We start from the raw sequence: 14,529 nt of genomic DNA, 5'->3' as shown, positions 1-14,529 counted from the left end.
ACGCTCTGTCGTGATCCGAGTCACGGGGTTGACCAGTGGCCCCCGTCACTTCTATGTTCACGGGGCTGAATGAACCGTTTCAATTCGAGCGGTTCGGCCCGACGGAGGTCCCATCCATGAGCGTCCCCAGTGCGACGACGCCCACCGCAGTTCCCCTGCTCGAAGTCCGTGACGTCACCAAGTCGTTCGGAAGCGTCGCCGCCGTCTCCGGGGTGTCCTTTCCGCTCTACGGCGGTGAAGCGCACGCACTCGTGGGCGAGAACGGTGCCGGCAAGTCCACCATCGTCAAGATGCTGGCCGGTGTGCACAAGCCGGACACCGGCACGCTGCTCGCCGGCAGCACCCCGATCACGCTCGACTCCCCCGCCGCCGCGAAGGCCGAGGGCATCGCCGTCATCTACCAGGAGCCGACGCTGTTCCCGGACCTGACTATCGCCGAGAACATCTACATCGGTGCCCAGCCCACCTCGCGCGGCCGGATGATCGACCGCGGCGCCATGAACTCCGCCGCCGAGGCACTGTTCACTCGCCTGGGTGTTCCGATGGATCCGAACCGGCTCGCGAGCGGACTGTCCATCGCCGACCAGCAGCTCGTCGAGATCGCCAAAGCGCTGTCCACCAAGGCGTCCGTCATCGTCATGGACGAGCCCACCGCTGCGCTGTCGGGTAACGAGGTCGCCCGCCTGTTCAAGGTCGCTCGCTCCCTGTGCGCCGACGGAGCTGCCGTGCTGTTCATCTCGCACCGCTTCGAAGAGATCTTCGACCTCTGCCAGCGCGTCACCGTCATGCGCGACGGCAAGCACATCTCCACCGCACCGCTGGCCGGACTCACCGTCGACGACCTGATCAAGCAGATGGTCGGCCGCGAACTCGGCGCCCTGTTTCCCAAGCTCGACGTCGTGCCCGGTGCCGTCATCCTCGAGGTCGAGAACCTGACGCGCGCCGGGGTGTTCACCGACGTCAGCTTCCAGGTGCGTGCCGGTGAGATCGTGGCGCTCGCCGGCCTGGTCGGCGCCGGACGCTCCGAGGTCATGCAGGCCGTGTTCGGAGTCGACCCTCGTGACTCCGGTTCTGTCAAGGTCCGGGGCAAGGTGCTGAAGGCCGGTAATCCCAAGGCCGCCATGCGAGCGGGCATTGCCCTCGTCCCCGAGGACCGTCGCCAGCAGGGCCTGATCCCGGAGATGTCGATCGAGCGCAATGCGACGCTCACGCGCTCACAGGCGTTGTCGCGCTTCGGGTTCCTCGTCGGTGGTGGCGAGCGCCGCTCGGCTCAGGAATGGACGAAGAAGCTCCAGACCAAGTTCTCGCGCATCACCGACCCTGTCGGCACCCTGTCCGGTGGCAACCAGCAAAAGGTGGTGCTGGCCAAGTGGCTCGCCACCGACCCGATCGTTCTCATCGTCGACGAGCCCACCCGCGGCATCGACGTCGGTACCAAAGCCGAAGTCCACAAGATCATCTCGCGTCTCGCCAGTGAAGGAGTCGCCGTCGTCATGATCTCCTCGGAACTGCCGGAGGTCCTCGGTATGGCCGACCGCGTGCTCGTCATGCGCGAAGGCCGCATCGCCGCGGAGATCGATCGCGATCATGCCACCGAGGAATCGGTCATGTTCGCCGCCATGGGATCGGAGTCCGCAGCATGACCGTCACCACCCAGACCGCCCCAGCGGCCGACCCGCTCAAGCCTGTCACCAAGGATGGCAGCTCGCTGGTCGAGAAGATCCTGCGGATGCGCTCGCTGGGCATCCTCGGCGCGCTCGTCGTCCTCATCGCGGTGACCGCGGCGACCAACAGCTCGTTCCTGTCCGGTCAAAGCATCCGTGACCTGCTGCTCGCCGCATCGATCATCGCCGTGCTGGCCGTCGGTCAGACCGTCGTCATGATCACCAAGAACATCGACCTCTCCGTCGGTTCGGTGCTGGGCCTCTCCGCCTTCGCTGCAGGGTCGGTCATGAAGGCCGGCTCGCCGATCGTGCTCGGCATCCTCGCGGGCATCGTCGTCGGCACGCTGTGCGGAGTCTTCAACGCGCTGCTCGTCCGCTACGGCGGCGTTCCCGCCCTGGTGGTCACGCTCGGCACCATGTACATCTTCCGCGGCATCGCCTTCTTCTGGGCGGGCGGCGAGCAGATCACCGCCGACGAAATGCCCGGCTCCTTCCTCGATCTCGGCACGGCCAGCGTTCTCGGACTCCCCGTCCTGGTGATCGTCGCCGTCATCGCACTCGTGGGAGCGGGCATCTACCTCGGCCGATACCGCAGCGGCCGCGACCTCTACGCCATCGGGTCCAACGGTCACGCCGCCGAACTCGCCGGCATCTCCGTCGGCAAGCGAACGCTGGGGGCCTTCGCCTTCTCCGGCGCCATGGCCGGTATCGCCGGAGTCATGTTCGCCGCCCGCTTCGGCACCGTCGACGCGGCAGCCGGCACCGGCTACGAACTCAACGTCATCGCGGCCTGCGTCGTCGGCGGCGTAGCCGTCGTCGGCGGTGTCGGCACCGTGTGGGGAGCCGCCCTCGGCGCCCTGCTGCTGACCACCATCAACAGCTCGCTCCCAGTCCTGCAGATCGATCAGTTCTGGCAGCAGGCCATCGTCGGCGCGCTCATCCTCATCGCCATCGCGGCGGATCGCATCGCGGCCGTGCGTGCCGCCCAGCAACTTCGGAAGAGGAGCGCTCATGTCGAGTGATCTCGCCACCCGTCCCGACGCCCTCGCACCGACGGTGCAGCAGGGCAGTCGCATCCGGGAGCTGCTCGCCAGCTGGGATACCGCGGTCATCTTCCTGACCATCGTCGTCGTGCTCGGTGCGTCGGTGATGAACCCCGACTTCGGCAGCGCCACCAATTTCACGTTCCTGGTACTCGACCTCGCGCCGATCTTCCTCATCGCGCTGCCGATGACGCTGATCATCGTCACCGGCGAGATCGACCTCTCCGTCGCCAGCACGCTCGGTCTGAGCGGCGCGGCTATGGGCTGGATGTGGAACAACGGCTTCTCCATCGAGGCCATCGTCCCGATGTGCATCCTTCTCGGCGCACTGCTCGGCGCGCTCAACGGATTCCTCGTCGCCACGCTCGGTCTACCGTCCCTCGCCGTCACGATCGGCACGCTCGCGCTCTTCCGCGGACTCGCCTTCGTCCTGCTGGGCGATACGGCCGTGTCCAACTTCCCGCGGGCCTACACCTCGTGGGTCACCGGCACACTGGGTGACTCGTCGATTCCCAATCTCGCTGTGCCACTAGTCATCCTCGCGGTAGTGTTCGGTGCGGTCCTGCAGTTCACCTCGCTCGGCCGCAACATCTACGCCACCGGCGCCAGTGCCACGGCCGCGAAGTTCGCCGGCATCAACGGCAACCGCATCAAGTTCTGGCTCTACGTCGTCGCCGGAGCGGTCGCCGCCCTGGCCGGTGTCCTGTGGAGCCTGCGCTACTCGAGTGCTCGTGCCGACAACGGTGCCGGTCTCGAACTGTCCGTCGTCGCCGCGGTCCTTCTCGGTGGCGTCTCCATCTTCGGAGGCAAGGGCCGGCTCGTCGGCGTTCTCGCCGCCGTCGTCCTCCTCGCCGCACTGCAGAACGCACTGCGTCTCGAGGACATCTCCAACGAAGCACTCACCGTCGTCACCGGCGTCCTGCTCATCGTCGCCGTCCTCCTGCCCAACCTCATCACGGCAGTCCGCACCTCCTCGGACCGTCGCAAAGCCGTCGCACGACTCTGATCCACCCCCTTCCCGAAAGGTCCACCATGTCCCGCACCTCCCGGCGCCTCGCGCTGGCGCCGCTGGCCGGCATCGCCGCCCTGTCTCTCGTCCTCACCGCCTGCGGTGGCACGACGCAGGAGTCGGCTTCCGAGTCCTCCGACAGCGGAAGCCGCGTCACCGGCACCGCCAACCCCGACGCCGAGATCCAGGACGGCCTCAAGATCGGCTTCCTGCCCAAGCAGCTCAACAACCCGTACTCCGACATCGAGGTCGCGGGTGGCGAGAAGGCAGTCGGCGAGTTCGGTGGCGAGTACAAGCTGGTCGGCCCCAACGACGCCAGCGCATCGTCGCAGGTGTCCTACATCAACACCCTGATCCAGCAGAACCAGAACGTCATCGCGATCGCCGCGAACGACCCCAACGCGGTGTGCCCCTCGCTGAACCAGGCGCGTGACGCCGGCGTCAAGGTCGTCACCTTCGACTCCGACGCCGACAAGAGCTGCCGCGACCTGTTCATCAACCAGGCCACCACCGAGGGCGTCGGCGAATCGCTGGCGAAGATGACCAGCGACCAGATCGGCGGATCCGGCAAGATCGCCATCCTGTCCGCAACTCCCAACGCCACCAACCAGAATGCCTGGATCGAGGTGCTGAAGGAGCAGCTCGCCTCCAACCCTGAGTACAAGAACATCGAGCTCGTCACCACCGTCTACGGCAACGACGACGACCAGAAGTCCTTCCAGGAGACCCAGGGACTGCTGCAGACCTACCCGGACCTCAAGGCCATCGTCTCCCCCACCACCGTCGGCATCTCCGCTGCCGCCCGCTACATTTCGGGCTCGTCGTACAAGGACAAGATCGTCCTCACCGGACTCGGCACGCCGAACCAGATGCGTGAGTACGTCAAGAACGGCACCGTGAAGCAGTTCGCGCTGTGGGATCCCACCGACATCGGCTACCTCGCCGCCTACGCCGGTGCAGCCCTGTCTTCCGGTCAGATCACCGGCGCCGAAGGTGAGAAGTTCACCGCAGGCGAGCTCGGCGAGTACACCATCGGCGTCGATGGCGAACTGGTCCTCGGACCGCCCACGGTCTTCGACTCCGCCAATATCGACCAGTACAACTTCTGACATGAACCGGTACTGCTTCACGCTGCAGCTCAGGCCGGAATCGGTTCCCGAGTACTCCCGTCGTCACGCCGAGGTGTGGCCCGAGATGCTCGAGGCCCTGAAAGCGAACGGCTGGAACAACTATTCCCTGCACATCCGTGACGACGGCCTGATCGTCGGCTACGTCGAAAGCCCCGATCTGGGCGCGGCGCAGGCAGCGATGAGCAGTACCGACGTCAACGCACGGTGGCAGGCCCAGATGGCTCCGTTCTTCACGGGCCTCGGGTCTGCCACCCCCGACGAAGGATTCGTGCTGCTGCGCGAACTCTTCCACCTCGAGACTCAACTCCGCGAAGGTCACCCATCATGAGCACCACAGCAGTTCAGGACATCTCGGCCCTCGCCGACTTCGGTATCGAGGTGCCCAGCTGGGCCTACGGAAACTCCGGAACCCGCTTCAAGGTCTTCTCCACCGCCGGCGTGCCCCGCACTCCTTTCGAGAAGGTGGCCGACGCCGCCGAGGTCAACCGCGTCACCGGCGCAGCTCCCCGCGTCTCACTGCACATTCCGTGGGACAAGGTCGACGACTACTCCGCGCTCGCGTCGTTCGCCGCCGAGAACGGCGTCGCATTGGGAGCCGTGAACTCGAACGTCTTCCAGGACGACGACTACAAGCTCGGGTCACTGACCAACGCCGACAAACGGATTCGCGCCAAGGCCGTTGCCCACCACCTCGAGTGCGTCGACGTCATGCGGGCCACCGGCTCGAAGACTCTCAAGCTGTGGCTCCCCGACGGCACCAACTACGCCGGGCAGGACTCCATCCGTGCGCGCCAGGATCGTCTCGCCGAGTCGCTGCAGGAGATCTACGCCGGCCTCGACGACGACCACACACTGCTCATCGAATACAAGTTCTTCGAGCCGTACTTCTACACCACCGACATTCCCGACTGGGGCACGTCGCTGCTGCACTGCCTCGCCCTCGGAGACAAGGCGAAGGTGGTCCTCGACACCGGGCACCACGCGCCGGGCACCAACATCGAATTCATCGTCACGCAGCTGATCCGGCAGAACAAGCTGGGTGCCTTCGACTTCAACTCCCGCAACTACGCCGACGACGACCTCATCGTCGGTGCCGCGGACCCGTTCCAGCTGTTCCGCATCATGCACGAGATCGTCGCCTCCGATGCCCACCTCCCCTCGTCGGGCATCAACTTCATGCTCGACCAGTGCCACAACATCGAGCCGAAGATCCCCGGTCAGATCCGCTCGATCATGAATGTGCAGGAAGCCACCGCAAAAGCGTTGCTCATCGATGCGTCGGCTCTCGAGAAGGCGCAGATCGACGGCGACATCCTCGGTGCCCACGCGGTACTCATGGACGCCTACAACACCGATGTCCGTGGGCTGCTGGGCGATCTGCGGGAGTCCCGCGGCATCGACCGTGACCCCGTCGCCGCCTTCGCCCGCTCCGGGTACATGGAACGCGTCGAAGCCGAGCGCGTCGGCGGACAGCAAGCGAGCTGGGGAGCCTGATGGGCCTGGAGCGGACGGTTCCGAGGAAGACCCGCCTGGGTCTGGTGTCGGGCGGACTGGGTGCTTACTGGCCACAGTTCCCCGGTCTCCTGGAGACGTTGCAGCAGTCCGCTCGCTACGTCACCGAGCGGTTCGAGAAGCAGGACTGCGTCGTGGTCGATGCCGGCTTCGTCTCCGATGCAACGGAATCTGCCTCTGCGGCCGAGAAGTTGCGAGTTGCCGATTGCGACCTCGTCGTCGTATTCCTGACGACGTATCTCACGTCGTCGATGGTGCTGCCCATCGCGCAACGAGTCGATGCCCCGGTGTTGTTGATCGATCTGCAACCCACCGAGGCCATGGACCACGCCACCACGGGCACCGGCGAATGGCTCGCGTACTGCGGCCAGTGCCCGCTCCCCGAGGTGGCGAACGTGTTCCGTCGCAGCGGTATCGACTTCCGCTCCGTCTCGGGCTATCTCCACGACGAGAACGCGTGGTCCCGCATCGAGGCATGGGTGGGAGCCGCGTCGGCGCGCGCTGCGCTGCGACACTCCCGGCTCGGCCTGATGGGGCATCTGTATCCGGGCATGCTGGACATCTCGACCGATATGACACTGCTGTCGTCGCAGTTCGGTGCCCACGTCGAGGTACTGGAATTCGACGACCTGCGGGTGCGTGTCCAGAGCGTCACCGACGCACAGGTGGACGAGCGACTCGAACTCGCGCGCAGCGTCTTCCACCTCGACGACTCCGTCGTGAACGACGACTTCGCGTGGGGCGCTCGCGTATCGGTCGGCCTCGATGCCCTCGTGGACGACTTCGGACTCGACGCCATGGCGTACTACCACCGCGGACTCGACGGCGAACTGCACGAACGTCTCGGCGCCGGCATGATTCTGGGAGCCTCGCTGCTCACAGCCCGTGGAATTCCGTTGGCCGGCGAGTACGACATCCGCACCGCCGTCGCCATGCTGATCGCGGACCGCCTGGGCGCCGGTGGGTCTTTCACCGAGCTTCAGGCACTGAACTTCCGAGACGGTGTCGTCGAGATGGGGCACGACGGGCCCGCCCACCTCCAGGTGTCGGCCGGCGAGCCACTACTCCGCGGCCTCGGTGTCTATCACGGGAAGCGTGGATACGGCGTCAGCGTCGAGTTCGACGTACAGCCCGGGCCCGTGACGACCTTCGCCATCGGACAGAACCGTGACGGCTCGTTCACGTTCATCACCTCCGAGGGCACCGTTGTCCCCGGCCCTCTGCTGCAGATCGGCAACACCACGTCCCGCGTCGACTTTGGGCGCGATCCCGGCGAGTGGACGGACGAGTGGAGTGCCACCGGCACCGGCCACCACTGGGCACTGTGCATCGGGCACCGCGCCAAGGACATCAAGGCCGCAGCAGAGCTGCTCGGCATTTCCTATATCAGCGTCTAGACCTACCCAGGAGAACCACTGTGACGACGATCGACGATCTGATCGCCCGGTCCAACAGACTCGGCGCCGATGCGCGCAACACCAACTACGCGGGCGGCAACACCTCCGCGAAGGGAACCGAGACCGACCCGGTCACCGGTGAGGACGTGGAACTGCTGTGGGTCAAGGGATCCGGCGGTGACCTGGGCACGCTGAAGCCCGCCGGACTCGCCGCGTTGCGACTCGACCGCGTCCGCGCCCTGAAGGACGTCTACCCCGGCGTCGACCGCGAAGATGAGATGGTCGCCGCCTTCGACTACTGCCTGCACGGCAAAGGCGGCGCGGCACCGTCCATCGACACCGCGATGCACGGACTGGTCGAAGCGGCTCACGTCGACCATCTGCACCCTGACTCGGGCATCGCCCTCGCGACCGCCGCCGACGGGGAGGAGCTGACGCGCAAGTGCTTCGGCGACCGTGTCGTGTGGGTGCCGTGGCGTCGCCCGGGCTTCCAGCTCGGCCTGGACATCGCCGAGATCGCCGAGAAGAACCCGCAGGCCATCGGGTGCATCCTCGGTGGACACGGGATCACCGCCTGGGGCGCGACCAGCTCCGAGAGCGAGGAACGGTCGCTCGAGATCATTCGGACCGCCGAGCAGTTCCTTGCCGACAACGGTCGCTCGGAGCCCTTCGGATCCTCGCTGGCAGGCTTCGAGGCCCTGCCGGAGGACGATCGACGCACCCGCGCCGCGGCCCTGTTCCCGCTGATCCGCGGGCTCGCGTCGACCGACCGACCGCAGGTGGGCCACTTCGACGACAGCGACGCCGTCCTCGACTTCCTCGCCTCGTCCGAGCACCCGCGCCTCGCCGCACTCGGAACGTCGTGCCCCGACCACTTCCTCCGCACCAAGGTGCGCCCGATGGTCCTCGACCTCCCGACGACCGCATCGTTGGAGGACGTGTCGGCTCGACTCCGGGAGCTTCACGTCGCGTACCGCGAGGACTACGCCCGCTACTACACCGAGCACGCCGAGGCCGACAGCCCCGCGATGCGCGGCGCCGACCCCGCCATCGTCCTGGTCCCCGGCGTCGGCATGTTCTCCTTCGGCGCCAACAAGCAGACCGCCCGCGTCGCCGGCGAGTTCTACATCAACGCCATCAACGTGATGCGCGGTGCCGAATCCGTCTCGACCTACGCCCCCATCGACGAGCGCGAGAAGTTCCGCATCGAGTACTGGGCACTCGAAGAGGCGAAGCTCGCCCGGATGCCCGCACCCAAGCCGCTGGCCACCCGGATCGCACTGGTGACCGGCGCCGCGTCGGGCATCGGCAAGGCCATCGCGCAGCGTCTGGCAGCCGAGGGCGCGTGCGTGGTGATCGCCGACCTGGATGTGGAGAAGGCCGCCGCGGCCGCCGCCGAGATCGGTGGCGCCGACGTGGCCGTGGGCATCGCCGCCGACGTCACCGACGAAGGGCAGATCGCAGCCGGGTTCGCGGACGCCGTGCTGGCCTTCGGTGGAGTGGACCTCGTCGTCAACAACGCCGGACTGTCCATCTCCAAGCCGCTGCTCGAGACCACCGTCAAGGACTGGGATCTGCAGCACGACGTCATGGCCCGCGGATCCTTCCTCGTCTCCCGCGAGGCCGCCCGCATCATGATCGAGCAGGGTATGGGCGGAGACATCGTCTACATCTCGTCGAAGAACTCCGTGTTCGCGGGACCCAACAATATCGCGTACTCGGCGACGAAAGCCGATCAGGCACATCAGGTTCGGCTGCTGGCCGCCGAGCTCGGTGACCACGGCATTCGCGTCAACGGCATCAACCCCGACGGCGTGGTCCGCGGTTCGGGCATCTTCGCCGGCGGCTGGGGCGCCAAGCGTGCCGCGGTCTACGGCGTGGAGGAAGAAAAGTTGGGCGAGTACTACGCACAGCGCACGCTGCTCAAGCGCGAGGTCCTGCCCGAGCACGTTGCCAACGCCGTGTTCGCCTTGACCGGTGGAGAACTGACCCACACGACCGGGTTGCACATCCCGGTCGATGCGGGTGTCGCAGCCGCGTTCCTGCGCTGATGGGGGCATTCGCGGCGGTGGATCTGGGGGCGTCGAGCGGTCGAGTGATGCTGGGGCGCGTGGTCGACGGTCGGGTGGATCTGACGGAGATCGCGCGGTTCGAGAACCGCCCCGTGCGACTTGGTGGATCGCTGCACTGGAACATCCTCGCCCTGTATCAGGGTGTGCTCGACGGGCTGCGCGTGCTCGTCGACCGGCTGGACGGCGAGCCGTTGACGTCCGTCGGCATCGACACGTGGGCAGTCGATTACGCCCTTCTCGATGCCGACGGGCGCATGCTCGGCGTCCCGTTCCACTACCGCGACTCGCGCACCGACGGCGAGCACGAGGACCTGTTCTCTCGCAACGGCATTGCTTCGTTGCCGTTCAACACGGTAAACCAGTTGCTGGCCGAGACGCCGGAGATACTGGGGATTGCGCAGCGGCTCCTCATGGTCCCGGATCTGTTGGCGTACTGGCTCACCGGCGTCGCTCGGGGCGAGGTGACCAATGCGTCGACAACCGGGCTCCTCGACCCGCACACCCGCGCATGGGACCGCTCCTCGATCGCCTCGCTGGGTCTGAAGGCCGACCTGCTCCCCGAGCTCGTCGCTCCAGGGATGCCCATCGGACCGCTCACCGCCGACGTCGCCGACGTGGTGGGCACCGAGTCGTCGGTCGTTGCCGTCGGCACGCACGACACCGCGTCGGCCATCGTGGCGGTTCCGGCTGCGACACCCAACTTTGCGTACATCGCGTCGGGTACCTGGTCACTGGTGGGAGTCGAGACGCAGGACCCCGTGGTGACGTCCGCGGCCCGAGACGGTGGGTTCACCAACGAGGCCGGTGTCGACGGCACCGTGCGACTGCTCCGCAACGTCATGGGTATGTGGCTGGTGCAGGAGTCGTTGCGGCAGTGGGCGCGTGACGGTCTCGAGCTGTCGCTCGGCTCGTTACTCGACGAGGCTGCCGGCCTACCCGCGTCGTCGGTCATCGATCCCGACCTCCCTGTGTTCCTGCCGCCAGGCGACATGCCGGCGCGCATTGCCGCCGAATGCCTCGCAGCCGGGGTGCCGGTTCCGACGACTCCTGCGTCGTTCGTGCGCTGCATCGTGGACAGCCTCGCGGCGGCATACGCCCGGTCGGTGGCGCTGGCCGGAGAGCTCGCAGGCATCGACGTCGAGGTGGTGCACATCGTCGGAGGCGGTTCGCAGAACGCGCTGCTGTGCCAACTCACTGCCGATTCCACCGGTTCGCCGGTAGTCGCGGGACCGGTCGAGGGATCCGCCCTGGGCAACGTGCTGGTGCAGGCCCGGGCGGCCGGCGTGGTGAGCGGCGGGCTCGCCGACCTGCGACGGGTGGTGCGGAATTCGTTCGAGTTGGTGGAGTACCTGCCGACGCGGTGATCGTGTGCAGTGATCCGCGCTGTCCGCGGATTACTGCACAGGATCCGTGGTGCGGGACTGGTTCGAGTTGGTGGAGCACTTGCCGCGGTAGAACGTCGGCTCTCCCTGTCAGGGAGTATCGGCCGAGGTTGCGGCGTCGATCCAGACCTGCAGGTCGTCGTCGGACTCCAGAGCTGCCGCGTTCACCGAGATCCACCCCTGTCCCATCGACCTGCCCGCGCCCATCTGGGCGCGGCGAGCTCCCGGGAGTCCGACGTAGTCGTCGTCGCGTTCGCGCGGTACCCGGACCAACAAGGCGCCGCCGCCGTTGCCGACGGACACGACCATCTTCCCGTCGACCATGAACGCGAGGCCGCCGAACATCGCCTTCTCGGTCACGGTGGACCTGGCGGACAGCGCAGCACGAACCCGGTCCTCGAGGTCGGCGTCACGAGCCATGCGGGAACTCTACGTCGCGTCCCCACGCGTAGGAAGGTGCGCGGAGCCGCGGAGCCGCGGAGCCGCGGAATGCGCGGGTGAGCGCACCGTCGCGACGAATGCGGTGCAGAAACCCTCGCCCAGCGACGATTCCTGCACCGGATCTCACACCAGTCCGCTGGGACCTTCGAACGTGAACCCGCGCGCTTCGAGTTCGGCGAGGCGCCGCTCGCCCTTCTCGGTGATGCACGCCCGGACGACCTCGGAAATCGTCAGTGCCGTTCGATCCGGCGCCGTCAGGTAGCCGACCTCACCTGCATGCCCCTCTGCGATGCGGCGCATGGCCTCATCCAGATCGACGTCCCATTCCTCCCACCCGACCTCGTTGGCCGCTAGGGCGCCGAGTGTCATCAACCCCGACTCGACGAGCGACCTGATGACGACTGCCGTCTGCTCCGACGTCGTCGACGGCCCCATGGACTGGATCGTGTAATACATGAATTCCCAGAACGTGATCCAGTCGTCGTCCAACTGGACCAAGAGGTTGAATTCGAGTTGTTCGTCGTTCATCGCACATGCACCTTGATCACCCTTCTGCTTCCGCGCGCCACCACGTCGATTGTCAACCCACCCGACTTGCTGTCGTCGCGCAACTGAATACTGGTCCCGTCGGGTAATTCGTACCGTTCGAGGATCTTGGGGTTCACTCCCGCGTCCATCGCGCGTCCCTCATCGACAAGTCGCCGGTAGAGCGCACGCACGTCGTCGTCGGTGCCGACCTGGCGATTGGGACTGTTCCGACCAGGTTCAGTCGCCTCGTTCAACACGTCGTCGACACCCGCCGCATCGACCGGCCCCGCATCCTGGAAGAAGCTGTCCGGCAGCGCGTCGTGGATCGCATCCCACGCATCCGTCCCGAACCGGTCGACCAGTGCGAAGGCCATCGCGCCTACGGACAGCACACCGGCCGCGATCATCGCGTGCACCGCCGCCTCCACGGCCCAGGCCAGGCCGATCGCGAGGGGGACGAAGTGGCGTGGTTCGCCGTCGAGGAGTGCAGCGGACGCGTCGTCGATAGACCGGGCGGCGGACTTGTCCGCGTCGATCAGCGCCTGCACATGCGCCGCGATGACCGCCGCATGGGAGCCACCGTTGTTGACCACCGACCAGTCCGGTGCGACGAGGCAACCGTCCGCCTCGGCCATGACGACAGCGTCGAGGAGTGCCTCGCGAGCAACGGCGATGGCAGAAGCACCGTCGCGAACTGCGCGCTCCAGCACCCGCAGCTGACTCGTCCGACGTTGCGCTGCAGCAAGATCCCGTCCGAGACGACCTACCGCAGCATCGCCGGCTGCACCCTGCCACGCCTCGCGCAGATCGACACGGCTGCGGTCGATTGCCGCCGCCCGAAAGTCGAGGACTGACGCTCCGTCACCGATCCACGCCGCGTCGATCCGCACGCTGTCGGGATTCCATGACGCCACCACTTCTCGGCGCGGCGCGAGCTCAGCGACCTCCATGCCCGACCCCCTCGAGCCGAGCGGCGTTCGCCGAGTCCGCGTCGGCGTACCCGACGGCAGCGACATCCAGCGATCGCGCTGTCGCAGAGAAGCCCGCGACGAGATCGTTGAGTGCCGAGACGGCTCGCTCTTCCGCTCGAGCGAGTGCGGCCGCGGTCGACGCTCCGGGCAGCGCGACCACACCGCGCGGCACCACACCGATCTGCTCCGCCTCGCCGAGCACAGCTCGGCTCGCGGCCCGCACAGCCCCCACATCAGCGACGACGAACATCGCTCCCACCCCCCCTCGCGGGGTAGGACGCGTCAGTCGCTCAGCACGTTCCACTGTCAGCGTTTGCGCTGTTCACGCCGCATCAGGCGTAGTGTTCGCCGTATCGGAGCCATCTGGTTCCCTTGATCAAGGGGCTGACACCATGGCTGACAAGTCTCCGCGCAACTCGATGACACAGAAATCGGGCAAGTCGCTGAAGGAAAAGCGACTCGACAAGAAGACGAAGGCCGCGGGGAACATCGCCGCCGACGACGCCTCCGCCGCGGTGAACAAGAAGAAGCGCTGACCACCCGGTAGCGACTGACCACGCGGGGTACACCGTGGGATGAGCGAAGAAGCGCGCCGCAACGACGGTGACAACGACGGTCCCGTCGAGGAGGAGCTCGAAGAGAGCTTCGACTCGGTGGTCACCGAGGGTGCCGAGCGTCTGCACCGCACCGTCCGAGCCGTGATCGTCACCGGACTGTTCGGCGGACTCGAGGTGGCGCTGGGGGTGATGGCCTACCTCGCGGTGCTGGACGAGACGGGCAGCCATCTTCTCGCCGGGCTCGCGTTCGGGATCGGGCTCGTCGCAATCTATCTCGCGCACAGCGAGCTCTTCACCGAGGACTTCCTCATGCCCATCGCCGCGGTGGTCTCGAAGGACGGTACCCCGGCACAACTCGCGAAGCTCTGGATCGGCACTCTTCTGGCCAACCTGGTCGGCGGGTGGGCGGTGATGTGGCTGGTCGCGCAGGCGTTCCCGCAGTGGCTGATGGTGCTGTCCGAATCGGCACACCACTTCGTCGACGCGCCCTTGAACACACAGTCGATCTGTCTGGCGATACTCGGCGGCAGCACCATGACGCTACTGACCAGGATGCAGCAGGGAACCACCTCGGACGTCGCCCGCATCATCGCGGCCATGGCGGCCGGCTTCCTGTTGGCGGGGCTGCAGCTGTTCCACTCGATCCTCGACTCGCTGTTGATCTTCGGCGCGATTCACGCCGGCGCGGACGTGGACTACCTGCAGTGGATCGAGTGGTTCGGATACACGGTCGGTTTCAACATCATCGGTGGAGTGATGCTCGTGACGGTTCTTCGCCTGGTCCGTACCAAGGAGCTGGTGAAGGAGGAACGGCGGTCGTGAA

Annotated in this window: 15 protein-coding genes; 11 read left to right on the top strand and 4 right to left on the bottom strand. The window is 66.6% G+C overall.

The genetic code is table 11. The features are described from left to right. The first annotated feature begins 116 nt into the window (after positions 1–116). The 9 genes from HQ312_RS14585 to HQ312_RS14545 are packed head-to-tail and all read left to right on the top strand — an operon-like array spanning position 117 to position 11,191. Positions 117–1,643, top strand: a complete 1,527-nt coding sequence (locus HQ312_RS14585) for a sugar ABC transporter ATP-binding protein (protein ID WP_222639025.1) — start codon at positions 117–119, stop codon at positions 1,641–1,643. Next, positions 1,640–2,686, top strand: a complete 1,047-nt coding sequence (locus HQ312_RS14580; protein ID WP_042573772.1) for an ABC transporter permease — start codon at positions 1,640–1,642, stop codon at positions 2,684–2,686. Before HQ312_RS14585 ends, HQ312_RS14580 begins: the two co-directional genes overlap by 4 nt. Further along, positions 2,676–3,713, top strand: a complete 1,038-nt coding sequence (locus tag HQ312_RS14575; RefSeq protein WP_222639024.1) for an ABC transporter permease — start codon at positions 2,676–2,678, stop codon at positions 3,711–3,713. Before HQ312_RS14580 ends, HQ312_RS14575 begins: the two co-directional genes overlap by 11 nt. Positions 3,714–3,739: 26 nt before the next feature. Then, complete coding sequence (gene rhaS / locus HQ312_RS14570) at positions 3,740–4,825, top strand: rhamnose ABC transporter substrate-binding protein (RefSeq protein WP_222639023.1); 1,086 nt, start codon at positions 3,740–3,742, stop codon at positions 4,823–4,825. Between the two features lies 1 nt (position 4,826). Further along, positions 4,827–5,174 carry an L-rhamnose mutarotase gene (locus HQ312_RS14565; protein WP_222630632.1) on the top strand — a complete coding sequence of 116 codons (348 nt, stop codon included), beginning with the start codon at positions 4,827–4,829 and terminating at the stop codon, positions 5,172–5,174. Beyond that, positions 5,171–6,340, top strand: coding sequence for an L-rhamnose isomerase (gene rhaI, locus HQ312_RS14560; protein ID WP_042573776.1), 1,170 nt, complete (start codon positions 5,171–5,173; stop codon positions 6,338–6,340). Before HQ312_RS14565 ends, rhaI begins: the two co-directional genes overlap by 4 nt. Further along, positions 6,340–7,755 carry an L-fucose/L-arabinose isomerase family protein gene (locus HQ312_RS14555; protein ID WP_222639022.1) on the top strand — a complete coding sequence of 472 codons (1,416 nt, stop codon included), beginning with the start codon at positions 6,340–6,342 and terminating at the stop codon, positions 7,753–7,755. The genes rhaI and HQ312_RS14555 overlap by 1 nt, the downstream gene beginning before the upstream one ends. Positions 7,756–7,775: 20 nt before the next feature. Next, the gene (locus tag HQ312_RS14550; RefSeq protein ID WP_308123893.1) at positions 7,776–9,806 is read left to right on the top strand and encodes a bifunctional aldolase/short-chain dehydrogenase; all 2,031 of its coding nucleotides are present in this window, start codon (positions 7,776–7,778) and stop codon (positions 9,804–9,806) included. Further along, positions 9,806–11,191 (top strand): rhamnulokinase family protein, encoded by a 1,386-nt coding sequence (locus HQ312_RS14545; RefSeq protein WP_222639020.1) that lies wholly within the window; start codon positions 9,806–9,808, stop codon positions 11,189–11,191. Before HQ312_RS14550 ends, HQ312_RS14545 begins: the two co-directional genes overlap by 1 nt. 108 nt (positions 11,192–11,299) lie before the next feature. Here the strand turns inward: HQ312_RS14545 and HQ312_RS14540 are convergent, their stop codons facing one another. From HQ312_RS14540 to HQ312_RS14525, 4 genes are all read right to left on the bottom strand, one after another. Then, on the bottom strand, positions 11,300–11,629 hold the full coding sequence (locus tag HQ312_RS14540; protein ID WP_222639019.1) for a TfoX/Sxy family protein: 330 nt from the start codon (positions 11,627–11,629) through the stop codon (positions 11,300–11,302). A 144-nt stretch (positions 11,630–11,773) separates the two neighbouring features. Continuing rightward, positions 11,774–12,178 (bottom strand): hypothetical protein, encoded by a 405-nt coding sequence (locus HQ312_RS14535; protein ID WP_042573780.1) that lies wholly within the window; start codon positions 12,176–12,178, stop codon positions 11,774–11,776. Continuing rightward, positions 12,175–13,128 (bottom strand): hypothetical protein, encoded by a 954-nt coding sequence (locus tag HQ312_RS14530; RefSeq protein WP_222639018.1) that lies wholly within the window; start codon positions 13,126–13,128, stop codon positions 12,175–12,177. Before HQ312_RS14530 ends, HQ312_RS14535 begins: the two co-directional genes overlap by 4 nt. Continuing rightward, the gene (locus HQ312_RS14525; protein ID WP_222639017.1) at positions 13,115–13,399 is read right to left on the bottom strand and encodes a hypothetical protein; all 285 of its coding nucleotides are present in this window, start codon (positions 13,397–13,399) and stop codon (positions 13,115–13,117) included. Before HQ312_RS14525 ends, HQ312_RS14530 begins: the two co-directional genes overlap by 14 nt. 142 nt (positions 13,400–13,541) lie before the next feature. On the opposite strand from HQ312_RS14525, the gene HQ312_RS14520 reads away from it, so the two are divergent. Both HQ312_RS14520 and HQ312_RS14515 read left to right on the top strand, forming a co-directional pair. Next, positions 13,542–13,685, top strand: coding sequence for a hypothetical protein (locus HQ312_RS14520; RefSeq protein ID WP_197027742.1), 144 nt, complete (start codon positions 13,542–13,544; stop codon positions 13,683–13,685). A 39-nt stretch (positions 13,686–13,724) separates the two neighbouring features. Further along, a complete protein-coding gene (locus HQ312_RS14515; RefSeq protein ID WP_222639016.1) occupies positions 13,725–14,528 on the top strand; it encodes a formate/nitrite transporter family protein in 804 nt (267 codons plus the stop codon). Position 14,529: the final 1 nt, after the last annotated feature.

It is taken from the genome of Rhodococcus sp. BP-316 (assembly GCF_019836105.1).
GTDB lineage: Bacteria > Actinomycetota > Actinomycetes > Mycobacteriales > Mycobacteriaceae > Rhodococcoides.
This window is presented reverse-complemented; position numbering and strand designations above follow the sequence as displayed.